A 23,173-nucleotide genomic window follows, 5' to 3' on the forward strand; every position below is an offset into this window, starting at 1 on the left:
AGGCAATACGCAATGCGTCTGCACACTCTCGTGGCGGCCGTCGGGGCCGCGTTGATCCTTTCCGGCTGTGTCACCAGCCGTGGCCTGGATCCGCAAGGCACCCTGACCGACCCGTCCTCCCTTCACGCCGAGCGCAGCCTGGCGAAGGTCCCCGTGTCTCCGGCGGGGTGGCCGGCCGCCGACTGGTGGACCGGACTGGGTGACAGCCAGCTCTCCTCGCTGATCGAAGAGGCGTTGAAAGACAACCCCGACCTCGCCACCGCCGACGCCCGCGTGCGTCAGGCTCAGGCGCAGTCCGGTTCGGCTGACGCAGCGCGCGATCCCACGTTCAACGTAGGTGGCGGTGTCGCCGGTGCGCATCTGCCGGGCTCGTTGCTGCCGGATCCCCCGGGCAACCATTTCTCGTGGACCAAGTACGGCTACGGTAGTTTCAACTGGGACCTCGACCTGTGGGGCGGCAAGCGTGCCGCGTTCGAAGCGGCCGTGGGTTCGCAGCGTGCGGCTGAGGTCGATGCGCGCGCCGCACGCATCGAAATCTCGACCAACGTTGCCCGTGCCTACACGCAGCTGGGCTACGCGTTCACGCAGCTCGACGTCGCCAATGCCGAACTCGACCGGACGCATGCATCACAGAAGCTGACCGTGCAGCGCGTAGCCGCCGGTGTCGACAACCAGATGCAGGTGAAGCAGGCCGACAGCGAAGTGGCCTCGGCCGAACGTGAGATCGCGGTGGCGCAGCGTGCGATCGACAGCTCGCGCACGTCGCTCAGCGTGCTGCTCGGGAAGGGCCCGGATCGCGGCCTCGACATCGCCCGCCCCGCCGCGCTCACGCCGGCCGCCGTCGCCATCCCGGCCAACCTGCCGGCCGATCTGCTCGGTCACCGTGCCGACCTCGTCGCCGCGCGCTGGCGCGTCGAGGCGGCCTCGAAGGACATCGTCTCGGCGAAGAAGGCATTTCTGCCCAACGTGACGCTCGGCGTACTCGCCGCGCAGCTCGCCGGGGGCACGGAAAACCTGTTCGCCTCGCAGGCGCGCTTCTGGCAGGTGCTGCCGGCGTTCTCGCTGCCCATCTTCGACGGCGGTCGCCTTCGCGCGAATCTCGCCGGCAAGGATGCGGATTACGATCTGGCGGTCGCGCAGTACAACAAGACGCTGGTCGGCGCGCTCAACGAAGTGCAGGACGACCTGTCCGGGCTCGACTCGATCGGCACGCAGATTCAGGCGCAGCAGCGCGCGCAGGATGCGGCCCAGCAGGCCTACGACCTGTCGCAGCAGCGCTACAAGGCCGGTGTCGGCAGCTACCTGGAATCGCTCGTGGTGCGCCAGCAGCTGCTCGAAGCCGAGCAGCGCATGGCATCGCTGAAGGCCCAGCAGGTCGACACGTCCGTCCAACTCATTCAGGCGCTTGGTGGCGGCTTCCGCCCCGCGGCCGATGACCCGTCGGTCGTCACCGCAGCGCCGGCAACCCACTAAGCATTCATCTCGAGGCCTCTTCCGATGTCACAAGAAACCACCGCCCCCGCCGGCGCCGTCGTCGCACCGCCGCCGAAGAGCCGCCGCGGCTTCTTCCTCAAGCTGCTGGTACTCGTCATCGTCCTCGCCATCATCGGCTGGGTGATCTGGTACTTCGTCGACGGCCGCTGGTATGAAGATACCGACGACGCCTACGTCAACGGCAACGTCGTGCAGATCACCCCGCAGATCGCCGGTACGGTCACCTCGATCGGCGCCGACGACGGCGACCTCGTCCACCAGGGCGACGTGCTGGTCAAGCTCGACCCCAGCGACGCCGAAGTGAACCTGGAAAGCGCGCGCGCCAACCTCGCCAACACCGTGCGTCGCGTGCGTGGCCTCTACAACAACGTGACCTCGGCGCAGGCCGATGTCGCGGTGCGCCAGACCGCCGTCGACCGCGCCCGCCAGGATTACAACCGCCGTCGCGATCTCGCGAAGTCGGGTGCCATCTCCGCGGAAGAACTGTCGCACGCCGCCGATACGCTGACCTCCGCCGAGAGCAGCCTCGCGTCCGCCAGGCAGTCGTACAGCAGCAACAAGGTGCTGGTCGACGACACCGTGGTGTCCTCGCATCCGGACGTGCGTGCCGCCGCCGCCAAGCTTCGCTCCGCCTACCTCGACTTCGTCCGCTCGACGCTGGTCGCCCCGGTCGACGGCTATGTCGCCAAGCGCAGCGTACAGGTCGGTCAGCGGGTCCAGCCGGGCGCCGCCCTGATGGCCGTCGTGCCACTGCATGAGGTCTGGATCGACGCCAACTTCAAGGAAACGCAGCTGACCAAAATGCGTATCGGCCAGCCGGTCGACGTCACCGCCGACGTCTACGGTGGCGACACGGTGTACAAGGCGAAGATCCGCAGCCTGGGTGTCGGCAGCGGCAGCGCGTTCTCCATCCTGCCGGCGCAGAACGCCACGGGTAACTGGATCAAGATCGTGCAGCGCGTGCCGGTCCGCGTCGTCTTCACCGAGCCGAAGCAGCTGGAAGACAAGCCGCTGCGCCTGGGCCTGTCGACCAAGGTGACCGTGTCGCTGCATGACCAGAGCGGTGCGTTGCTGGCGAAGCAGTCGCCCACGAAGCCCGAGTTCTCGACGCCGATCTACGACAAGCAGCTTGCCGATGCCGACAAGGACATCGCCCGCGTGATCCATGAAAACGCGTCCGCCGGTGAAGGTGCCGAGCAGCAGCAGGCTCCCAGGTAAGGTTTATTCATGAGCACCGAATTTCGACCGCCCAATCTGGCGCTGTCCACGGTCGGGTTATCGCTCGCTACCTTCATGCAGGTGCTCGACACGACGATCGCGAACGTGTCGTTGCCGACCATCGCGGGTAACCTGGGTGTCAGCTCCAACCAGAGCACCTGGGTGATCACCTCGTTCGCGGTGAGCAACGCGATCGCCCTGCCGCTGACCGGCTTCCTCACCCGTCGTTTCGGTGAGACCAAGCTGTTCGTATGGGCGACGCTTTTGTTCTCGCTCGCGTCGTTCCTGTGCGGCATCGCCCAGAGCATGACCATGCTGATCGTGTTCCGCGCCATCCAGGGCGCGGTCGCGGGACCGATGTACCCGATCACGCAGTCGCTCCTGATCTCGATCTACCCACCGGCCAAACGAGGCATGGCGCTCGCGTTGCTGGCGATGGTCACCGTCGTCGCGCCCATCGCGGGTCCGATCCTCGGCGGCTGGATCACCGACAACTACACCTGGCCGTGGATCTTCTTCATCAACGTGCCGATCGGCATCTTCGCCAGCTTCGTCGTGGCGAACCAGATGAAGGGCCGGCCGGAAGTCACCGAGAAGCCCAAGATCGACTACGTGGGCCTCATCACGCTGATCATCGGCGTGGGCGCGTTGCAGGTGGTGCTCGACAAGGGCAACGACGAGGACTGGTTCTCGTCCACCTTCATCGTGATCACCGCGATCATCGCCGCCATCGGCCTGGCCGTGTTCCTGATCTGGGAGCTCACCGACAAGGATCCGATCGTCAACCTGAAGCTCTTCAGGCATCGCAATTTCGCGATGGGCACCTTGTGTCTGGTGCTGGCGTACGCGGCGTTCTTCGCCATCGGTCTGCTGGTGCCGCAGTGGTTGCAGCGAAACGTCGGGTACACGTCGACATGGGCGGGTCTCGCGGCGGCGCCGCTCGGCATCATCCCGGTGATCCTGACGCCGTTCGTCGGACGCTATGCGCACAAGTTCGACCTGCGCGTGCTGGCCTCGGGTGCGTTCATCGTCATGGGTGCGACGTGCTTCATGCGGTCGGACTTCTATCTCGACATCAACTTCTACAGTGTCGCGATGGTCCAGCTGATTCAGGGCCTGGGCGTGGCGTTGTTCTTCATGCCGGTGCTGAGCATCCTGCTGTCGGACCTGCAGCCGCGTGAGATCGCGGCGGGCTCCGGTCTGGCCACCTTCCTGCGCACGCTGGGCGGCAGCTTCGCGGCGTCGCTGACCACGTTCCTGTGGGATCACCGTGCCATCGTCCACCATGAGCGGCTGGCGGAGAACTTCACACCCTTCAACCCGACGACGCAGGCTGCGCTGACTCAGATCGGCCATGGCGACCCGCAGTACGCGGTGTCGTCGGTCAACGCGATGATCACCAATCAGGCGTACCAGATCTCGTTCAACGAGGTGTTCTACCTGCTCGGTTTCGTGTTCGTCGCCCTGATCTTCGTCGTATGGCTGGCGAAGCCGCCGTTCGCGGCGAAGGCAGGACCGGCCGCTTCGGGACACTGATCCGGCCATCGGGAAATAAAAAAGAGCCGGCGCTTTGCAGCGCCGGCTCTTTTTTTGCCACCAACGCGCTCAGATATCGAAGCCGATACCCACCAGCGCCATCGTCTCGCCACGGTTCGGCTCCTGGAAGCTGCCGTTGGAGATGTGACGGACCTGGAAGCTGACGTTCTTGTACTGCCAGCCGAGCGTGCTGACGAACTCGTAACCGCTCGACAGCGCCTGCGTGCGACCGCCGGCGGTGCCCGCGACCTGGAAGCTGAAGAAGAAGGGGCGGTACCAGTCGCCTTCGCTGCCGTAGTGGAGGCGGGCACCGGCGGCGCCGACCCAGACGTTGTTGGTCACGCCGGGATGGGAGTTCTCATACCGGCCGATGTCGCGGCCCTTGATGTAGCCGATGGAGACGTCCGGGGACCAGGTGAACCGGCTCTGGCCCATCTGACGGGCGTCGAACACGGACTCCACAAAGAAAGCGTTGGTGCCGTAGTCGTCCATGTAGCTGCGGCCCCCCTGCACTTCCAGGTGGGTTTCGGCAGCCGCGGGGAGCGCCGTGGCGGCGAGGGAGAGCGCGGCGAGGGCGCCGAGAGCGAAACGGGAAGAGCGCATGGCGGGGGGTGGTCCTTATGCTGGGACGTATTTTTATGAACCGGATGGTTCGGTAAATAGTGTTGAGTCGGCGTGAAAAAAGGGGCGCTCCTGCAATTATTCGCGCCGTATCTTTCCCGGGCTTGTCGGACCGTGCCGCCAGTTTCTTTCACCGTGGCGTTCAAGGCACACCCCGAGTTGCCGTTACAGAGCGACGGGGCCTGGCCGGGGGCGGCGCCCGCACGACATCAGGGGGCTAGGCACGGTGGGAGGCGCGACGGTAAAGGGAGCGACGAGGGTGCGCGCTCGCCGGATTCGTCTGGCGATCTGGGCCGTATCCGCCGTCCTGTCCCTGGGCATCGCCGCGCTGGTCGCCCTTCTGCAATCGCAGGCCTACTCCCGCATGCTGGCCACGCACAAGCGGCAGCTCGCGGCATCCGCGGGAGCCGTGGTGCGCCTGCTCGACCAACAGGTCAATTGGAGCCTTGGTCCGCTGCTCGCTCTTCGCAACGCCGTCGACGGTCCCGACCCGGGCCCGCTGCACATGCGCCTGGGGGAGGTGCAGGTGCGCCACCCGGAATTGCCATCCTTTGTCGCCCTGGATGGCGCAGGTAACGTCGTCGCCTTTACCTCGGCGCCCTGGGCGGCCTGGCGCGACGTGCTCGATGCGCCGCGGCAGCGGGCACTCGGTGCGAGCGTACGGGTGGCCGTCGTCGCAGGCGAGCCCGGTCGGCCTTCCAGCGTCCGTGTCACCGTGGACGCACGCGTCGCGCAGCCGGCCGCGTTCGGTACCGTTATCGACGCGGAGCGCCTGCGTGACGCCATGCGCCGGACCATGCTCGGGAGCAGCGCCGAGATCGCGGTGTTCTCGGTGTCGGGACAGCGGTTCACCAGCAACGTCGACCGGGACGTGCCTGGATGGACGCAAGGCGCGGTGACGCTGGGCGCCGCGGGCTCCGCGGACGATGACCGTCGGCTGGGCGCGTGGGCCGTATCGACCACCTATCCCTTCGTCGCCCGTTCCTCCCTGGACCGCGCAGTCCTACGTGCCGACTGGTGGCGCCAGGCACGGGAGACCTTGCTGGCCGCGCTGGCTCTCATCGTCCTGATCCAGGTCTTCGCGGCCGCCTTCGATCGCGTGTACCGCCGCCAGTCACGGCTCGTCGATGCGCTGTCGCGCTCGGCCCGTCATCTGGGTGACGTCCAGCGAACCGGGCGCATCGGCCTGTGGGAGAGCGACCTCGATACCGGATCCGTCATCTGGTCGGGGCATGTCCACGAGATCACGGGCTCTCCTCACGAGCACATTTCCTTCCATGGCGCCTATCGGGAACTCGTCCACCCCGACGACCGCCCCGGCATTGATGCGTGGGTTCAGCGTTTCCGATCGGAAGAGGGTCCGTTTGAATTGGAGCACCGTCTTTGTCGTGAGGACGGGCGAGAGGTGCGGGTCCATTTGCGCGCCGAACGAATCACCAACGAAGAAGGCCACGCGATCGTGGCCGGTACGATCACTGAAATCACCGCGCTGCACGAGACCCGTCAGCGCCTGGAAAGCACGGACCGCGATCTGGCCGCCAGCGCGACGGCCTACCGTCAGCTGCTGGCGCGCGTCCCGTTGCCGCTCGCCATCGTCCGCGACGGGCGTATCGACTACGCCAACCCGCTGGCGGAAGAGCGGATGGGCAGTGCGGGACACAGCCTGGTCGGTCGTCTGGCGGCCAGCTTCATGGATGAGGAGGCGCTCGAAGCGCTGGGTGCGCGGCCGCCCGAAGGCGCCAACATCATGGCCTGGCTCAACCCGGATCACGGCATGCCCTTCGAAGCGGAACTGGCACTGTCCAATTACCGCGACACGAAAGGCACCGGCGCCCTGGTGATCATGCGCGACGTGACCGAGCAGCGTCTTTATGAAGAGCGCCTCAATCATCAGGCCATGCACGACGAACTGACGGGGCTGCCCAACCGGCGCGCCCTGCGCGAGCGGCTCGACGAGCTCGTGGCGGACTGCATCCGCGACGGCTCGGGCCTGATGGTCCTGTTCATCGACCTCGACCATTTCAAGGTGATCAACGATGCGCTCGGCCATGCACTTGGCGATCAGGTGCTGCGCGACGTGACCTTGCGGCTTGGCGACGCGCTGGACGGTGTGGGACAGGTCGGCCGATTCGGTGGCGACGAGTTCGTGGCGATGCTCCCCTTCACCTGCCCGCCCGCCGAAGTGCTTGCCGTATTGCCGGTGATCCAGCAAGCGATCGAAGAGCCGCTCACCGTCGGCGGTTCGATGCAGCGTCTGAAGTGCAGCATCGGTGTCGCCTTCGCCACGCGCGATGGCAGCGACGCGGACACGCTCATCCGTAACGCGGATACGGCCATGTACGACGCGAAGCGGTCGGGCCGTCACACCTGGAGACGCTATTCGGCGGATATGCACGCCACGGCGATGGCGCGTCTGACCGTCCTTACCCGGTTGTCCGGTGCGAACCTGGGCCATGAGCTGGCGCTGGCATGGCAGACCCAGCACGCCGGTGACGACGGGCGCGTGATCGGTGTCGAGGCGCTGCTGCGCTGGCCATCGGCGCCGGCGGACCTCGTCGGTAACGACAAGCTCGTGCCGCTCCTGGAAGAGACCGGCGCCATCGTGCAGATCGGTCAATGGGTGCTGCGTGAGGCATGCCGTCAACAGCGTCGGGTCACCGAACGGCTGGGTCCGGATTGCCGGATCGCGGTGAATATCTCGGCGCAACAGCTGGTGCACAGCGATCTGGTGGCCGAGGTCAAACTCGCGCTGGCGGAGACCGGGGCGAGTGCGTCGTCGCTCGAGCTCGAACTGACCGAAAGCGCCTTCATGCAGGAACCCGAGCGGGCCATTCGCACGTTGCACGAGTTGCGCGCGATGGGCGTGAGCATCTCGCTGGATGACTTCGGCACCGGGTATTCCAATCTCACTTACCTGTCGCGGTTGCCCCTGGACAAGATCAAGGTGGACCGTCACTTCACGGTAAGTCTGCTCGACGACGCGGGCAATGCGTCCATCTGTCGTTCGATCGTCTTTCTGGCGCGCAGCCTGAATCTCGAAGTCGTCGCCGAGGGTGTCGAGACCGAGAGCCAGCGTCGCTGGCTGCTCGCGGAGGGCTGCGTGTCCATGCAGGGATACCTGTTCTCCCGGCCGGTGCCGATCGAGGCGCTGGAGATGGCCGTTTCCGACACCGTGCAGATGCCGTTGTAAGCCACCCGCCGCCGCGGGATCGCCTGCGGGCTGGCAGCCAGCCTGCAGGCGACGTTCACCGGTCAGATCTGCGTCTGCCCGCCATCCACGAACAACTCGACACCGGTGATGTAGCTCGCGTCGTCCGAGGCGAGGAACGAGACCGCCGCGGCGACCTCATCCGGCGTACCCGTGCGACCCAGTGGCGTGATGCTTGCGGTATATGCCGTGAAGTCGGCGATCTGCTGGTCGTTCATGCCAAGCTCCGTCTTGTAGCCCGGCGTCACGACGGTGCCCGGCGCCACCACATTGATGCGGATGTCGCGACCCTTCAGATCGCTCGCCCAGGTCCGCGCCAGTGAGCGCACGGCCGCCTTGGTCGCGGCATATACGCCGAACGCGGCCGGGCCCTTGATCGACACCGCCGAACCGTTGAGCACGATCGCACTACCCGGGCCCATGAGCGACAGCGCCTTCTGCACCGTGAACAGCGTGCCCTTGACGTTGATCCCGAAGTACTTGTCGAACTGCGCTTCGGTCACCTGGTCCAGCGAAGTGAACTCGCCGCCGCCCGCATTGGCGAACAGGATGTCGAGGCGACCGCTCTTCTCGCGGATCGTGGCGAAGATACGATCGAGATCGGCGGCCTTCGCGATGTCGCCCTGGATGGCGATGACACCCAGCTTCGCGGCGGCCTCGTCCAGCTCGGCCTGGCGGCGGCCGGTGATGTACACGGTGGCGCCCTCGCGGACAAAGCGCTCCGCGGTGGCAAGCCCGAGGCCCGAGCTGCCGCCGGTGACCAGGACGATCTTGCCGGCGTGACGGGTGGTGTGGATGTTGCTGGTGGCGAGGGTTTTCATGACAGCGCTCCGATGGCCGCGGTGCGGCCGTTGGAGAGCATTCTGGCTATTTGCGCTGCGTGGATAAATAATCGAATCGCGATTTGATTATTCCCGCACGGAAACAAAGATGGATCACTTCCTCGCTATCAGAGTGTTCGGGCGTCTCGTTGAGACCGGCGGCTTCGGCCGGGCGGCGGACGCCTTGCGCATGCCCAAGTCCACCGTGACCAAGCTGATCCAGGGCCTCGAGGCGGAACTGGGCGTCCGCCTTCTCGAGCGCACGACCCGGCGGGTGACGGTCACCACCGAAGGCGCCGCCTACTACGAACACACGCAGCAGTTGCTGGGCGAGCTCGACGCGTTTGAGACCACGCTTGCCGGTGGTCAGGCCAGTCCCGTCGGCAACCTGCGCATCGACACGGGCGGCTCCGTCGCCGCCCGCCTGATCCTTCCGGACCTGCCCGATTTCCGTGCCCGCTATCCCGGCATTCGTGTGCAGGTCGGTGTGACCGATCGCACGGTGGACCTCATCGGCGAAGGCATCGACTGCGCGATCCGCAGCACCGCCGACGATCCGAACCTCGTGACCAAGAAGATCGCGGATGCCTCGATCACCCTCTGCGCAACGCCCGGCTACTTCGCGCGCCGCGGCACGCCCGATACACCTGAGGCGATCGAGCGCGATGGTCACGAGGTCATCGGCTATGCCGCGGTCCGCACGGGGCGTCCTGTCCCGCTGCGCTTCCGGCGCGACAACCGGGACGTCGAGGTGCATGTGCCGGCAGCTATCGAGGTCAACGAGAGCAATGCCCACACGGCTGCGGCGCTCGCCGGTCTGGGTATAGCGCAGGCGCTGGCCTTCACCGTGGCGCCGCACATCGCTCGCGGCGCGCTCGTGTCGGTGCTGGACGACTGGCGACCCACGGCTCTGCCGATCTATCTCGTCTATCCACCCGCCCGCCGACACAACGCGCGTCTTCGGGCATTCGTCGACTGGCTGTCGGAAGCCCTGCCCAGGCGGATCGCCGCGGCAGAATCGGGATCGGTTTTACCCGGAGACTATTGACGACACGTTTGATCCGGGTAAAAATTGATCATCGCTCTTGTCCCGGCCACCTCCATGTCGACTTACACCGCCTTCATCGCTACCGAGCGCATTGCCCACGGATCGCTGGCGGCGGTCGCGGAACGCTGCAAGGTCCGCCTCGACGCCGACCCGCACGTCACACCCACCGTCTACGACGATGCGACCGGCCGTGTCGTCGACATCGACTACCGGGGCACTGTCCAAGATGTGCTTGCGCGCCTCCCCGTCGCCGAGCCGCCAGCCCGCCGCGGGCCGGGGCGTCCAAAACTTGGCGTGGTCGCCCGGGAGGTCACGTTGCTTCCGCGTCACTGGGAGTGGCTAGCGGCGCAGCCGGGCGGCGCCTCCGTGGCGCTGCGTCGTCTGGTGGAAGCGGCAAGCCGCGAGGGCGCACCGGCCGACCGCGTCCGTGCGGCGCGCGAGGCGGTCGATCGCGTCATGCTGGCGCTGGCCGGCGATCTTCCCGGCTACGAAGAAGCCTCCCGCGCGTTCCACCGTCAGGACGCCGCTCGCTTCACCGCGCTGACCGACGCATGGCCGGCCGATGTACGCCACTACGTGCGCCTGCTGGTGTCGCGCGCCGGCGACGAGACATGACGCCGCCGCGTGGCGCGCTGACGGAAGGGCCGATCGCCAGGACCCTGCTGCTGTTTTCGCTGCCTATCCTGGGCGCCAACGTCCTCCAGTCGCTGAACGCATCGGTGAATGCGATCTGGGTGGGACACTTTCTCGGCGAGTCAGCGTTCGCGGCCACCTCCAATGCCAACCTGATCCTGTTCTTCCTGCTCGGAGTCGTCTTCGGCGTCGGCATGGCGACGACCATCATGGTCGGCCAGACGCTCGGCGCGCACGACGTGCCCGAGGCGCGGCGTGTGGTGGGCACCGGTCTCGGTTTCTTCGTCGTGCTGTCGGTGCTCGTCGCGCTGGGCGGTTTCATCGCGACGCCGCTCATGCTGCGGGCCATGGGCACGCCGCACGATGCGCTGCCGTTCGCGACCGACTACCTGCGCATCATCTTCGTCGCTCTGCCGGCGATGTATCTGTACACGTTTCTGATGATGACGCTGCGCGGTGCGGGCGACTCACGCACGCCCTTCGCCTTCATGCTGGTTTCGGTCGTGCTCGACGTCGCGCTCAATCCGCTCTTCATCTTCGGCCTGGGACCGGTCCCCGCGATGGGTATCGCGGGCTCCGCCGTGGCCACCCTGATCGCGCAGGTCGTTTCGTTGCTGGCGCTGATCGCGTGGCTTTATCACCGCAAGCACTTCCTCTGCATTCACCGGCACGAACTGCGTCTGCTGATTCCGGAACCGGTCCTGCTCAGGCAGCTGGTGATGAAGGGTCTGCCGATGGGCGCGCAGATGATCGTCATCTCGTCCTCGGCGATCATCATGATGTCGCTGGTCAACCGCCACGGCTCGCAGACCACGGCGGCTTATGGCGCGGCGGCCCAGTTGTGGACGTACATCCAGATGCCCGCGCTGGCGATCGGTTCGGCGGTGTCGTCGATGGTCGCGCAGAACGTGGGCGCGAAGCGCTGGGATCGCGTCGCGGGCATCGGCCGCGCAGGCGTGCTGACCAACTTCACGCTGACCGGCACGCTCGTGCTCATCATCTACCTGTTCAACCGCGCCGCGCTGGCGCTGTTCCTCGGGGAGGACAGCTCGGCCATCGGCATCGCCCAGCATCTCAATCACATCGTCGTGTGGTCGTTCCTGCTGTTCGGCGTCACGTTCGTCATGTTCGGCGTGGTGCGGGCCACGGGCGCGGTCATGCTGCCACTGATCGTGCTGGTGATATCGATGTGGCTGGTGCGCTATCCGTTTGCCGCCCTGCTGGAACCGAGGTGGGGCGCGGATGCCATCTGGTGGAGCTTTCCGGTCGGGTCGCTGGTGTCGATCGCGATTACGACGGTGTATTACCGGCGCGGCAGCTGGAAGAAGGCGCATATGCTTCCGGCGACGCCAGCTTCGGTAGGAGCCAGCCCTGCTGGCGATGGGAGCTTGCCGTAACTCCTGTCGCCAGCAGGGCTGGCTCCTGCGAAAAGCCGGTATGCATGGAAGGCTATCGGGTCTTGCGCGCCTTGCGGATCTTCATCCAGCGCTTATACCGACGCTTCAGCATGCGCCGGTGTAAGCGCTTCACCTTGCGCTCCTTGCGGTCGTGATTCCACAGGTAGATCGCGGGCGTACTCAGCAGCGTAAGCAGCTGCGAGACCAGCAAGCCGCCGACGATCGCGATGCCGAGCGGCCGTCGCATTTCCGAGCCGACACCGAACCCGATCGCCAGCGGCAGTGCGGCACCCATCGCGACGAGGGTGGTCATGGTGATCGGACGGAAGCGGACCAGGGCCGCCTGACGAATCGCGTCGACCGGCGACATGCCGTGTTCACGCTGGGCCACGAGTGCGAAGTCGACCATCAGGATGGCGTTCTTCTTCACGATACCGATCAACAGCAAGACCGAGATGATCGCCATCAGGGTCAGCTGCGTCTGCGTGACCAGCATCGCCAGGAACGCACCGGCACCCGCCGCCGGCAACGTCGAGATGATCGTCAACGGATGGCCGAGACTCTCGTAGAGAATTCCGAGCACGATGTAGACGGCGAGGATCGCGCCGACCAGCAGCACCATGCCGTTGGACTGCGCGTCCCGCATGCGCTGATTGGTGCCGGTGACGTCCATGCGCACGCCTTCCGGCAAATTGATCCGGCGTACGGCCTCCTCGGCCAGACTGTTGCCCTTATCGGGCGTGATCTTCGGCGCGAGGTTGTAGGTGATGTCGGCCGATTCGAGCTGGTTCTGGTGGGTGACCGCACTCGGCGTCGCCACGGGCTCGATGTGCGCCACCGCCGAGAGCGGAATCATCGTGCCGAGTGAATTCTTCACGTACGTGTTGAGCAGCGCGCCGGGACTGAGCTCCTGCGCGGCCGCCGAGGTCAGCACCACCCAGTACTGGTTGATGTCCGAATAGATGATCGACACCTGGCGCTGGCCGAACGAGTTGTACAGCGCCGAATCGACATCGCCCATGCCGACGTTCAGGCGGCCCGCCGCATCGCGGTCCACCTTCAGCATCTGTTGCTTGCCGACGATGTCGAAGTCGCTGCCGACGTCGCGGAACTCCTTCATGCTGCGCATCTGACGCACCAGCTTCAGCGTCCAGGGCTGCAACGGTTCGCCGCCGGTACTGATCAGCTGGAACGAATACTGCCCGCGGTTGCTGTTACCCCCGCTCCCGCCGAGGAACTGCACGGGATTCATGAAGACCTGGACATCGGAGAGCTTGTCGTACTCCTTGCCCTTGCGATCCATGAATTCCTTCATGGATTCATGGCGCAGATCCGGGCCGCTCCCCTTCTTCTTCAGATCGATGAACATGGTGCCGCTGTTGCCGACGGCCGCGCCATCGTTACCGCTGCCGAGCAGTGTGGTGACATCGGCGACGGCCGGATCGTTCTGCATCATTTCGCCGACGCGTTTGAGCCGTCGCGACATCTCGTCCGGCGAAATGTTGGCGTCCGCGGTGACCTCGGCCTGCAGCATGCCCGTGTCCTCGTCGGGCATGAAATTGCCGCCGGCGGTCTTCACCACGGCGAAGCCCAGCGCGAAGGTGGCGAAAAGCAGGATGAGTGGCTGCCAGCGCATGACCCGCCGATGGCGCATCGCCCAGTCCAGTCCGCGCTCATACAGGCGCAGAAACCCGCGGTCGAAGCGTTCCAGCGCGCGCTCGACGCGGCCTGGCTGGCGGTCGGGCTCGTCGTGCTTGAGATAGCGCGCGCAGAGTGCCGGCGTGAGCGTCAGCGACACGATGGCCGAAATCAGCACGGCCGCCGCCAGGGTCACCGAGAACTCGCGCAGCAACTTGGTGATCATGTTGTTGCCGAACAGCAGCGGCGCGAACACCGCCACCAGCGACAGCGTGATCGACATCACGGTGAAGCCGATCTCGCGCACGCCTTCAAGTGACGCCGGCATCGGTTTGCTGCCGTTCTCCATGTGCCGGACGATGTTCTCGATGACCACGATGGCGTCATCGACGACGAAGCCGATGCACAGCACCAGCGCCATCAGCGACATCGTGTTGAGCGTATAGCCGAGTGTCCACATCACCACGAAGGCGCCGGCCAGGGACAACGGCACGCTCAGCGTCGCGATCAGCGTCGGACCGAGACGGCGCAGGAACACCATCATGACCAGGAAGACCATGACGATACTGATCAGCAGCGCGACCTTGACCTCGTGCAGCGCGGACTGCGTGGTCTGGGTCAGGTCGAAGATGGGGGTGACCTTCGCGTCCGCCGGCAGCAGCGAACGGAAGCGCGGCAGCGCGGCACGGATCGCGTCGGCGGTGGCGATGGAGTTCGCCTCCGGACGCTTGCTCATCTGCATGGTGACCGAGCGCTCGCCCTGGAACCATGCGGCCTGGTACTGGTCCTGCTGGCCGTTGTAGACGCGGGCGATGTCCGAGAGGCGCACCGGCACGTTGTTGCGCATCGCGATGAGGATGTCGCCGAAGTCCTTCGCGTCGCGAATGCTGTCATTCGCGACGACCGTCATCTGTGCCTTGCCGTCGGACAGCAGGCCCTGCGGCGAGGTCACGTTGGCGGCGTGCAGCGCATTGGACACATCGTTGGCGGTGAGCCCCTTGGACGACAACGCGCGGGTATCCAGCTCCACGCGCACGGCGTGCGGGGTCCCGCCAAAGACCTGTACGCGCGACACGCCATCGATCTGCGCCACCGCGGGCCGGATCAGGGTATCGACAACGTCGTAGAGCTTGTCCGGCGGCAGCGACTTCGAGGTGAACGAGACCAGCAGGACGGGAATCTGGCCGGTGTCGAACTTGAAGTACTGCGGGGGGCTGGGCATGCCGGCCGGCAGGTCGGCGGCGGACGCGTTGATCGCGGCCTGCACGTCGCGGGCGGCGGCATCGGTGGAGCGGTCCATGCTGAAACGCAGACGGACGAAGCCGCTGCCTTCCGAGCTGTTGGAATACATCTGGTCCACGCCCGGGATCTGGCCGAGGTGGCGCTCCAGGGGGGCGATGATGGTCGAGGCCATCGTCTGCGCGTTCGCACCGGGCATCTGCGTCTGGATGAAGACGGCGGGCACTTCGATGGACGGCAGGGCCGCCACGCCGAGCAGCATGTAGGCGATGGAGCCGCACAGCACGAGCCCCGCCGCAAGCAGCGAGGTTCCGATCGGCCGGCGAATGAAAGGTGCAAAAACGTTCACGACACTTCCTGTGATCGCGGGAAGCATACCCGCGCCCGGGGACTTTATGACGTCCGCGCCGGTCCGTGGCGTGTGCCTTTAGTGGGGGCCCTGCCGGAAGGCAGGGGTGCGGCGTTTGCCAGAACCCGGCGCAAGGGGGAGGAGCGCGCCTGCGCGCGATGCCGTGAAACATCGCGCGCAGGCGCGCTCCTACACGGTGCTCCCTCAGCGTACGGGCGAGAACCGCACGGTCACATAGTAGGTCCGCCCCAGCTGGTTGTAATACGCCGCCGTCTCGTACCGCTTGTCCGCCACGTTCGCGACCCGGCCCTGCACGCTCCAGGCATCGTCCAGGTGCCAGGTGGCACGCAGATCCGCGGTCGTGTAGCCACCCAGACGCGTCGTATTGGCCGCATCGTCGTAGCTGTAACCCGAGGCGTAGACCGAGCCACCCAGCGTCAGCGCGCCCAGGTCCTTGTCCAGATCCACGCGACCGGTGCGACGCGGACGGCGGGCCAGCATGTTGTCCTTCTCGAACCCGCTGTCCCGGTCCAGCGGCTGCTGCAGCGTCAGGTAGCCGCGCACGTGCCAGCCATCGACGTCCGCGCCCACCTGGCCTTCGAGGCCGCGCAGGCGGGCCTTGCTGACGTTGACCGGCAGGAAGTTCGCGTCGTAGCCGATCAGGTCGTCGACCTGGCTCTGGTAGGCATTGACGGCCCAGTTCCAGATGCCCGGACGACCCGACAGGCCGATCTCGGCGGTGCGCGACTTCTCCGGCTTGAGGTTCACCGTGGGCACGCCATACGGGTAGTACTCGTCGTTGAAGGTCGGCGCGTGGAAGGCGGTGCCATAAGAGGCCGTGACCTTCATGCCGTTGTCGAAACGGAAGCCATAGGCGGCCGAGCCGGTCGTGTGGTTGCCGAACTGGGTGTTGTGGTCGTGGCGGGCCGACAGCTGGATCTCATGCGGGCCGAACACGCCCTGGTACAGCGCGAACACGCCCGTATTGTTGCGGGTGTCCTTGAGGTATTCCGTGTCGCTGCTCAGCTTTTCCTGCTGGTAGTCGACGCCGGCGCTCAGCGTCTGGCCCGGGGCCAGCGTGAAGTCGTTCTGCCAGGAACCCTGATTGCGCTTAGAGTACAGATATCCCACGCGCAGCTTGTCGGCACCGGTGACGTAGTTGAAGTCTGCGTCGTAATAGCCCTTGTCGGCGCCGTTGAGGTAGTTGTCGGCGCGGTCCTGGTTCTGGCCCAGACTGACCGACATGCGCCATGCGGACAGCACGTCGAAAGCCAGCTTCGCGCCGGCGACCTGCTGCGAGCGTCGGGTCAGGTTCTGGTAGTCGCCGTCGTATTCGATATCGCCCTTGCTGCGCAGCCAGCTGCCGGTGAGCTCGGTGCCGTCGTCCCAGCGGTAACCGCCCGACAGTGCGCCGTTGTACGTGCGATAGGCGTCATGGTCCGGCTCGTCGGTGAAGCAGCCCTTGAACGCCGTGCCCGCGCCGATGCGGCAGGCGTTGATGCCCGAGGTGTACTGGCCGCCGAGGCTGGCGTTGTACCAGCCGTGGGTCGTGCCGCCCGACACGCCGACCTGGCCGGCGGTGTAGCCGTGGCTGCCGCCGGTGACCGAGAGGCTCGGGGTGGGCGCTTCGCCGGCCTGGCCGTGGCGGGTGAAGATCTGGATGACGCCGCCGATCGCGTCGGACCCGTAAAGGCTCGAGCGCGGACCGCGGACGACCTCGATGTGGTCGATCTGCTCGACCGGCAGCTGCTCGTAAGCCGGCAGACCCGCGCCCACGGTACCCACACGGACACCGTCCACGAGGACCAGCGTGTGCGAGGAGTTGCTGCCACGCATGAACAGCGAGGTCTGCTGGCCGATACCGCCGGTGTTGGCCATGACCACGCCGGGCAGGCCGGCGAGCAGGTCCTGGACGTTACGCGGCTGCAGACGCTCGATGTCTTCGTGGGTGATCACGGTCACCGGGGCGAGTACCTCGTCCAGCGGCGTGGCCGTGCGGGTCGCGGTGACGATCACGGGATCGAGGGCGTCAGGGGCGTCGGCCGCGTGGGCAGCGGCGATCGACGACAGCAGGGCTGCCGCGAGCAGGGTCTTCTTCATGGAACGGTCTTCCTCCGCCGCATAGCGCGGCAATGCGTAGCTCAAAGGGCGCGCGAGGAGGACATACGGCGAACGGCACACGGGCGGAACCCGGATGACTGTCCGGATTCGCCCTCCGCGAATCGCCCGAAACGGGACGACGCCCCGGGATGGCTCACGGGGCGCGTCGTCGGGCCGGTCTCCGGACTCACGCCGTCCCCGAGGGGGTGTCGGACCGGCGCCTTCCCGCTGTCGCAGTGGCTGAAGCCGTGTCCGAGGGGCCGTGACGACCCCGGGCGCTTACCGTTGCGGGGGCAGTGCCGGCCTTGCCGCAGAGGCGGCGCACCGGCTTCCCGTTTCATCCCCGTGGCGCGACGCCCCGGGGACACCCGAACCCCGCGACTTTAACCGGAGGGTGGGGCGCTGTCACGACCGCCCGATCAGCCTGCGGCGTAAACGCGCTCGCCGCCGATCCAGGTTTCGATCACCGTATGGGTCTCGTCCATCACGACGAAGTCGGCGCGGTAACCGGCGGCGATATGACCGTGGGTGGCGCCGAGGCCGAGGAACGCGGCCGGATACGTCGACGCCATGCGCGCGGCTTCGTCGTAGGCCACGCCAACCATGTCGACCGTATTGCGCACGGCCGTGGCCATGTCCAGCGCGGAGCCGGCCAGCGTGCCGTCCGCCGTCTGGCAGACGCCGTCGCGCACGGTGATGGTTTCGCCCTTGAGCACGAAGTTCGGATTGTCCGACCCCACGGGCGGCATCGCGTCGGTGACCAGCATCATCTTCCGTGGCGCCTTCGCCGCGATGGCGACACGCAGCGAGGTCGGGTGCACGTGGTGGCCGTCGACGATCAGACCGCACCAGCTGGCCTGGTCTTCGAGCGCGGCACCGACGACGCCAGGCTCGCGGCTGGTGAAGGGTGTCATCGCGTTGAACAGATGGGTGAAGCCGCGCACGCCCGTCGCCAGTGCATGGCGCGTGGTCTCGTAGTCGGCGGCCGTGTGGCCCGCGGCCACGATGACGCCGTTGGCGACCAGCTGCTGGAGTACTTCCGCGGAAGCGCGCTCGGGAGCCAGCGTCAGCAGGGTCACGCCGCCGTGGCGCCGCGCGACCATCGCGACATCGTCGGCATCGGCGATGCGAAACTTGGCCGGGTCGTGCACGCCCTTGCGCTCGGGTGCGATGAACGGGCCTTCCAGATGGATGCCGAGCACGCCCGGCACGCCCTGGGCGACCGCGTCGTTCACGGCATCGATGGCTTTCGCCATGACGTCCGCGTCGTCACTGATCAGCGTGGGCAGAAAACCCGTGGTGCCGAATCTCGCGTGTGCCTCGCCGATCGTGCGGATCGCGTCGACCGTCGGTGAATCGTTGAACAACACGCCGCCGCCGCCGTTGACCTGGCAGTCGATGAAGCCGGGCAGCAAGGTGCGACCGCCGAGGTCATGGCGCTCCGCCGCGCGCACGCGCGGATCGGACGGCAGCGCCAGTCCGGTGATCTTTCCATCGTCGACCAGCACGGCAAAGCCGCTCTGGAATCCGTTGTCGGTAAGCACACGGCCGTTGACGAGGGCGAGGGTCATGGCGATTCCTTGAGGGTGGCGGTCAGACGGTCTCGGTGACTTTATTCAGGTGCGGCGGCACGTCTGGATTGAAGCCGCGCTTCAGCGCGAGCGCCGCCGTGGCGCGGTAGAAGCTCTGCACCGTGATCAGCGGCGCGGCGATCGGTGCGGTGGCGACCAGCGGCAGCACACCCTCACCCGTCGCACCCGGCGCGGCGATCCAGACATTGGCGCCACGCTTGCGGAACTCGGCGGCGACATCGAGCACGCCCGGGAGCGTGTCGTCGTTCTGCGCGAAGAAGAGCACCGGGAAGTCCGGGCCGACCAGCGCCATCGGGCCGTGTTTCACTTCGGCCGCGCTGAAGGCTTCGGCATGCAGGCCGCAGGTTTCCTTGAACTTGAGCGCCGCTTCCAGCGCACCGGCGAAGCCGAAGCCACGACCGACCACGAACAGGTTGTGCGCATCGACGAGGCCTTCCGTCAGCGACGACCAGTCGGCATCCCAGCCCTGGCGCAGCTGCGCGGGCAACGCGACAAGGGCGTCGGCGATCTCGGCCTTGCCACTCCAGCGGGCGGCGATATGCAGAATCGCGAACAGCGCGCCGAGATAGCTCTTGGTCGCGGCGACGCTGGTTTCCGGACCCGCGTGCAGCGGGACGACCACGTCCGCGACGTCCGCCAGCGGCGAGTCGATCACGTTGACCAGCGCCACGACGTACGCACCGGCCTTCTTCGCGGCCTCGGCGTTGCGGACCAGATCCGGGCTCTTGCCCGACTGGGATACGGCGACGTAAAGCGCGCCATCGAGGCGCTGCGCGGCGTGGTAAATCGAGGTGACCGACGGCGAGGCCGAGGCGGTGACGACGCCCAGCTGCGTTTCGAATACGTACTTCGCGTACATGGCCGCGTGATCCGAGCTGCCACGGGCGCAGGTGATCACCATGCGCGGCGGATTCGCGCGCAGGCGTTCGGCAAGGGCGCCGATCACGGCGTCGTTAAGGGCAAGCTGCCGCTCGACGACCTCGGCGGTCTCGTGCGCTTCGCGGTACATCAGGGTGTCTTGCGGCTGGATCGTCATGAAGAAGGGTCCGTCAGTCGCTCTGCAGTTCGGCGACGAAGTCGTAGATGTCCCCGCGATACCAGGAACACGTGAACTCGACGATGCGGCCGTCGTCGAGGAAGCTGCGCCGCTCGATATTCAGGCCGGCACTGCCGGCGCCGAGCCGGAGCAGCCGGGTCTGGGCAGGGCCCAGCACCACCGCGCGCAGGCGTTGCAACGCGCGTCGCGGGCGGTTGCCCAGCGTGTCGAGCGCTTCGTAGAGGGAATCCTCGACCAGGCTGGGGTCGGGCAGCAGGTTGAGCGGCACGGCGCTGCGCTCGATCGCCAGCGGCTCGTCGCCCGCGTAGCGCAGGCGGTGCAGCCGGACCACCTGGGTGCCGGGTGAGAGATTCATCGCCATGGCTTCTTCCGGCGTGACCTCACCGATGGCGCGTTCGAAGAACTCCGAGCGCGGATTGAGGCCGCGGGCGCGAAGATCCTCGGTGAAACTGGTCATCCGCGACAGCGGCTTGACGATGCGCTCGGACACGAAGGTGCCCGCGCCATGACGCTGCGTGAGCAGACCATCCTCGACCAGGCCGCCGATGGCCTTGCGCACGGTGACCCGGGACAGGGTGAGGGCCCTGGCCAGGTCGCGCTCGCTGGGCAGCGCATGGCCGACCTGCACCTCGCCGTTTTCGATCACGTTGCGGATGGCGCGACGCAGGCGCATGTACGCCAGCGGCTGCCGGGCGGCCGGGTCGTACTGCAGGCGTTGGTATTCGGCGACGAGGGCGCTTTCCATGGTCGAGAAGATACCAATCAACGACCACTGCGGCAAGACTGTCCAGGCCGGCGAATACCAGTGGGGGATTCAAACAAGCGTTTGCACGATACAAAGCAGGACCGTAAACGTTTTTGCGGCGCGATCGCCTTGAAACGCGACGGGAAACGCCGCGCTGAGTGGTACGGGGCTGGTATGACCTGGTATGTCACTGGTACGATCCGTCGGCATACCCATCGATCCCAGCAGGCCACTGTCGTGAGCGCTCATCTCCTCCCGATCGAACCTTTCGATCTGGTCATCTTCGGCGGCACCGGCGACCTCGCCGTCCGCAAGCTTCTTCCCGCGCTGTTCCATCGCTTCGTGGACGGCCAGATCCAGCCCAGCAGCCGCCTCATCGGCGTGGCCCGCGAGGCCCTCGACGATGCGGGCTACCGCGACCTGGTCCGCTCCTCGGTCGAGAAAGGCGTGTCCCACGTGGCTCCGGCCCAGCTGGACGCGTTCATCCAGATGGTTTCCTACCGCTCGCTCGACGCGCGCAAGGAAGAAGGCTGGGATGAATTCGCCGCGCTGATGCAGCAGCAGGCGCAGCACATCCGCGTGTTCTACCTGTCGACCGCGCCGGACATCTTCACCGACATCTGCCAGCGCCTCGGGTCGCTCGGTCTCAACGGCGAGCGCTCGCGCGTGGTGCTGGAGAAGCCGATCGGTCGCGATCTGGAAAGCGCCAACGCGATCAACGACGCGGTGGCCCGGGTCTTCAACGAGTCGCAGACCTACCGGATCGATCATTACCTCGGCAAGGAAACGGTGCAGAACCTGCTGGCGCTGCGCTTCGGCAACGCCCTGTTCGAGCCGCTGTGGAATGCCCAGCACATCGACCACGTGCAGATCACCGTCGCCGAGACGGTCGGCGTCGGTCATCGCGCGGGCTACTACGATCGTGCCGGCGCGCTGCGCGACATGGTCCAGAACCACATCCTGCAGCTGGTCTGCATGCTCGCCATGGAGCCGCCTTCGTCGCTGGCGCCCGATGCCGTGCGTGACGAAAAACTCAAAGTGCTGCGTTCGCTGCGCCCGATCAACGCCAGCAACGCCGGCAACCTCACCGTGCGCGGGCAGTACCGCGCCGGCGCGGCCGAAGGTCAGGGCGTCCCGGGCTATCTCGACGAACTCGGCAGCGACCAGTCCAGGACCGAAACCTTCGTCGCCCTCAAGGCGGAGATCGGTAACTGGCGCTGGGCGGGTGTGCCGTTCTACCTGCGCACCGGCAAGCGCCTTCCTAGCCGGGTCTCGGAGATCGTGGTGACGTTCCGCGCCTTGCCGCATTCCATCTTCGATCCCACCAACGGTCCGCTGCTGCCCAACCGCCTGACGCTGCGTCTGCAGCCGGACGAGGGCGTCAAGCTGTGGCTGACCATCAAGCATCCGGGTCCGGGTGGCCTGCGCCTGCGCCACGTGCCGCTCGACATGAGTTTCGCGGCGGCGTTCGGCGTGCAGCAGCCCGATGCCTACGAGCGGCTGATCCTCGACGTCGTGCGTGGTAACCCGACCCTGTTCATGCGCCGCGACGAAGTCGAAGCCGCATGGAACTGGGCCGGTCCCATCCTCGAAGCCTGGGAGGGCAGCGGCGATACGCCGAAGCCGTACACCGCGGGTACCTGGGGTCCGAGCGCCGCCGTGGCGCTCATTGAACGCGATGGCCGTACCTGGGCCGAGGACGCAGCATGAACGCCAAGATCCATCAGCACGATTTCGCCGATAAGCTCACTCTCGCCGATGCGCTGGCGCGCGACATCGCCGGCAAGCTCGACGCCGCGATCAAGGCGCGCGGCAAGGCCAGCATCGCCGTTTCCGGCGGCGGCACGCCCAAGGTCATGTTCGCCGTGCTCGCCGAGCAGGAGATCGACTGGTCGAAGGTCACCATCACGCTGGTCGACGAGCGCTGGGTCGACGAAGACAACGAGCGTTCCAATGCGCGCATGGTCAGGAACACCCTGATCGCGCACGAAGCGCACGTCGCCGCCTTCCTGCCGCTGTTCGACAAGGCGCATGCCGACGACGTCGATGCCGCGCTCCAGGGCGTGGGCGAGAAGGTCGACGCGCTCGGCAAGCCGTTCGATGTCGTCGTGCTCGGCATGGGTCCGGACGGCCACACCGCGTCGTTTTTCCCCGGCGGCGACCACCTCGCCGAAGCGCTCGACCTCAACGGTACGCGGAGCGTGCTCTCGATGCGTGCCGGCGGTGCGGGTGAGCCGCGCATCACGCTCAGCCTGCCGCGCGTGCTCGATACGCGCACGCTCTACCTGCACATCGAAGGTGCGGACAAGAAAGACGTGCTCGCCAGGGCTCAGGCCGGTGAAGACTTCCCGATCGCCGCCGTGCTCAAGCAGGACCGCGTGCCCGTGGACGTCTACTGGGCCGCCTGATCCATCGTTCAACCGCCGCGCGTCAGGCGCGCGGCACCGACCGCCCGGTCAAAGCCTCAGGAACACGCC

Annotated in this window: 16 protein-coding genes and 1 riboswitch; of the genes, 9 read left to right on the top strand and 7 right to left on the bottom strand. The window is 66.5% G+C overall.

The window, feature by feature from the left end:
- Positions 1–12: 12 nt before the first annotated feature.
- Genes BLT40_RS12625 through BLT40_RS12635 form a run of 3 tightly spaced genes read left to right on the top strand, consistent with a single transcriptional unit; the run spans position 13 to position 4,248 of the window.
- Positions 13–1,473: an efflux transporter outer membrane subunit gene (locus tag BLT40_RS12625; RefSeq protein WP_090353571.1), complete on the top strand. Its 1,461-nt coding sequence runs from the start codon at positions 13–15 to the stop codon at positions 1,471–1,473.
- A 24-nt stretch (positions 1,474–1,497) separates the two neighbouring features.
- A complete protein-coding gene (locus tag BLT40_RS12630) occupies positions 1,498–2,712 on the top strand; it encodes an HlyD/EmrA/EmrK family protein (protein WP_043696967.1) in 1,215 nt (404 codons plus the stop codon).
- 9 nt (positions 2,713–2,721) lie between these two features.
- Complete coding sequence (locus BLT40_RS12635; RefSeq protein ID WP_079521573.1) at positions 2,722–4,248, top strand: DHA2 family efflux MFS transporter permease subunit; 1,527 nt, start codon at positions 2,722–2,724, stop codon at positions 4,246–4,248.
- A gap of 69 nt (positions 4,249–4,317) precedes the next feature.
- Here the strand turns inward: BLT40_RS12635 and BLT40_RS12640 are convergent, their stop codons facing one another.
- On the bottom strand, positions 4,318–4,851 hold the full coding sequence (locus tag BLT40_RS12640; protein ID WP_255364004.1) for an acyloxyacyl hydrolase: 534 nt from the start codon (positions 4,849–4,851) through the stop codon (positions 4,318–4,320).
- 277 nt (positions 4,852–5,128) lie between these two features.
- On the opposite strand from BLT40_RS12640, the gene BLT40_RS12645 reads away from it, so the two are divergent.
- The gene (locus BLT40_RS12645) at positions 5,129–8,059 is read left to right on the top strand and encodes a putative bifunctional diguanylate cyclase/phosphodiesterase (protein ID WP_090353574.1); all 2,931 of its coding nucleotides are present in this window, start codon (positions 5,129–5,131) and stop codon (positions 8,057–8,059) included.
- 62 nt (positions 8,060–8,121) lie between these two features.
- On the opposite strand, the gene BLT40_RS12650 is transcribed toward BLT40_RS12645, so the two are convergent.
- Positions 8,122–8,898 carry an SDR family NAD(P)-dependent oxidoreductase gene (locus tag BLT40_RS12650; protein ID WP_051944131.1) on the bottom strand — a complete coding sequence of 259 codons (777 nt, stop codon included), beginning with the start codon at positions 8,896–8,898 and terminating at the stop codon, positions 8,122–8,124.
- Positions 8,899–9,007: 109 nt separating this feature from the next.
- Here BLT40_RS12650 and BLT40_RS12655 point away from each other — a divergent pair, with 109 nt between their 5' ends.
- Genes BLT40_RS12655 through BLT40_RS12665 form a run of 3 tightly spaced genes read left to right on the top strand, consistent with a single transcriptional unit; the run spans position 9,008 to position 11,976 of the window.
- Entirely contained in the window at positions 9,008–9,946 is a 939-nt protein-coding gene (locus BLT40_RS12655) for a LysR family transcriptional regulator (RefSeq protein WP_051944129.1), read from the top strand.
- A 54-nt stretch (positions 9,947–10,000) separates the two neighbouring features.
- On the top strand, positions 10,001–10,561 hold the full coding sequence (locus tag BLT40_RS12660; RefSeq protein WP_090353938.1) for a DUF2239 family protein: 561 nt from the start codon (positions 10,001–10,003) through the stop codon (positions 10,559–10,561).
- Positions 10,558–11,976: an MATE family efflux transporter gene (locus BLT40_RS12665; RefSeq protein WP_090353576.1), complete on the top strand. Its 1,419-nt coding sequence runs from the start codon at positions 10,558–10,560 to the stop codon at positions 11,974–11,976. Before BLT40_RS12660 ends, BLT40_RS12665 begins: the two co-directional genes overlap by 4 nt.
- Before the next feature lie 52 nt (positions 11,977–12,028).
- On the opposite strand, the gene BLT40_RS12670 is transcribed toward BLT40_RS12665, so the two are convergent.
- From BLT40_RS12670 to BLT40_RS12690, 5 genes are all read right to left on the bottom strand, one after another.
- Positions 12,029–15,202, bottom strand: a complete 3,174-nt coding sequence (locus BLT40_RS12670) for an efflux RND transporter permease subunit (protein ID WP_090353579.1) — start codon at positions 15,200–15,202, stop codon at positions 12,029–12,031.
- Between the two features lie 204 nt (positions 15,203–15,406).
- Positions 15,407–17,302, bottom strand: coding sequence for a TonB-dependent receptor domain-containing protein (locus BLT40_RS12675; protein WP_090353580.1), 1,896 nt, complete (start codon positions 17,300–17,302; stop codon positions 15,407–15,409).
- Positions 17,303–17,456: 154 nt separating this feature from the next.
- Positions 17,457–17,689: riboswitch (cobalamin riboswitch) on the bottom strand.
- Between the two features lie 32 nt (positions 17,690–17,721).
- Positions 17,722–18,873, bottom strand: a complete 1,152-nt coding sequence (gene nagA / locus BLT40_RS12680) for an N-acetylglucosamine-6-phosphate deacetylase (protein WP_090353586.1) — start codon at positions 18,871–18,873, stop codon at positions 17,722–17,724.
- Positions 18,874–18,895: 22 nt separating this feature from the next.
- A complete protein-coding gene (locus BLT40_RS12685) occupies positions 18,896–19,930 on the bottom strand; it encodes an SIS domain-containing protein (RefSeq protein WP_090353589.1) in 1,035 nt (344 codons plus the stop codon).
- A gap of 13 nt (positions 19,931–19,943) precedes the next feature.
- Entirely contained in the window at positions 19,944–20,696 is a 753-nt protein-coding gene (locus BLT40_RS12690) for a GntR family transcriptional regulator (RefSeq protein WP_036118723.1), read from the bottom strand.
- Positions 20,697–20,933: 237 nt separating this feature from the next.
- Between BLT40_RS12690 and zwf the strand changes: the two genes are divergently transcribed.
- Both zwf and pgl read left to right on the top strand, forming a co-directional pair.
- Entirely contained in the window at positions 20,934–22,406 is a 1,473-nt protein-coding gene (gene zwf / locus BLT40_RS12695; protein ID WP_079521665.1) for a glucose-6-phosphate dehydrogenase, read from the top strand.
- On the top strand, positions 22,403–23,104 hold the full coding sequence (gene pgl / locus BLT40_RS12700; protein WP_090353594.1) for a 6-phosphogluconolactonase: 702 nt from the start codon (positions 22,403–22,405) through the stop codon (positions 23,102–23,104). Before zwf ends, pgl begins: the two co-directional genes overlap by 4 nt.
- The last annotated feature ends 69 nt before the right edge of the window (positions 23,105–23,173 follow it).

Origin of the sequence: Dyella sp. 333MFSha (assembly GCF_900102405.1) — a bacterium.
Classification (GTDB): domain Bacteria; phylum Pseudomonadota; class Gammaproteobacteria; order Xanthomonadales; family Rhodanobacteraceae; genus Luteibacter; species Luteibacter mycovicinus.

Bases quoted from the DNA above. Each gene is read 5' to 3' on its own strand.
- BLT40_RS12625 (WP_090353571.1), top strand. From the start codon at position 13: ATGCGTCTGCACACTCTCGTGGCGGCCGTCGGGGCCGCGTTGATCCTT.
- BLT40_RS12630 (WP_043696967.1), top strand. From the start codon at position 1,498: ATGTCACAAGAAACCACCGCCCCCGCCGGCGCCGTCGTCGCACCGCCG.
- BLT40_RS12635 (WP_079521573.1), top strand. From the start codon at position 2,722: ATGAGCACCGAATTTCGACCGCCCAATCTGGCGCTGTCCACGGTCGGG.
- BLT40_RS12640 (WP_255364004.1), bottom strand. From the start codon at position 4,851: ATGCGCTCTTCCCGTTTCGCTCTCGGCGCCCTCGCCGCGCTCTCCCTC.
- BLT40_RS12650 (WP_051944131.1), bottom strand. From the start codon at position 8,898: ATGAAAACCCTCGCCACCAGCAACATCCACACCACCCGTCACGCCGGC.
- BLT40_RS12655 (WP_051944129.1), top strand. From the start codon at position 9,008: ATGGATCACTTCCTCGCTATCAGAGTGTTCGGGCGTCTCGTTGAGACC.
- BLT40_RS12660 (WP_090353938.1), top strand. From the start codon at position 10,001: ATGTCGACTTACACCGCCTTCATCGCTACCGAGCGCATTGCCCACGGA.
- BLT40_RS12665 (WP_090353576.1), top strand. From the start codon at position 10,558: ATGACGCCGCCGCGTGGCGCGCTGACGGAAGGGCCGATCGCCAGGACC.
- BLT40_RS12675 (WP_090353580.1), bottom strand. From the start codon at position 17,302: ATGAAGAAGACCCTGCTCGCGGCAGCCCTGCTGTCGTCGATCGCCGCT.
- nagA (WP_090353586.1), bottom strand. From the start codon at position 18,873: ATGACCCTCGCCCTCGTCAACGGCCGTGTGCTTACCGACAACGGATTC.
- BLT40_RS12685 (WP_090353589.1), bottom strand. From the start codon at position 19,930: ATGACGATCCAGCCGCAAGACACCCTGATGTACCGCGAAGCGCACGAG.
- BLT40_RS12690 (WP_036118723.1), bottom strand. From the start codon at position 20,696: ATGGAAAGCGCCCTCGTCGCCGAATACCAACGCCTGCAGTACGACCCG.
- pgl (WP_090353594.1), top strand. From the start codon at position 22,403: ATGAACGCCAAGATCCATCAGCACGATTTCGCCGATAAGCTCACTCTC.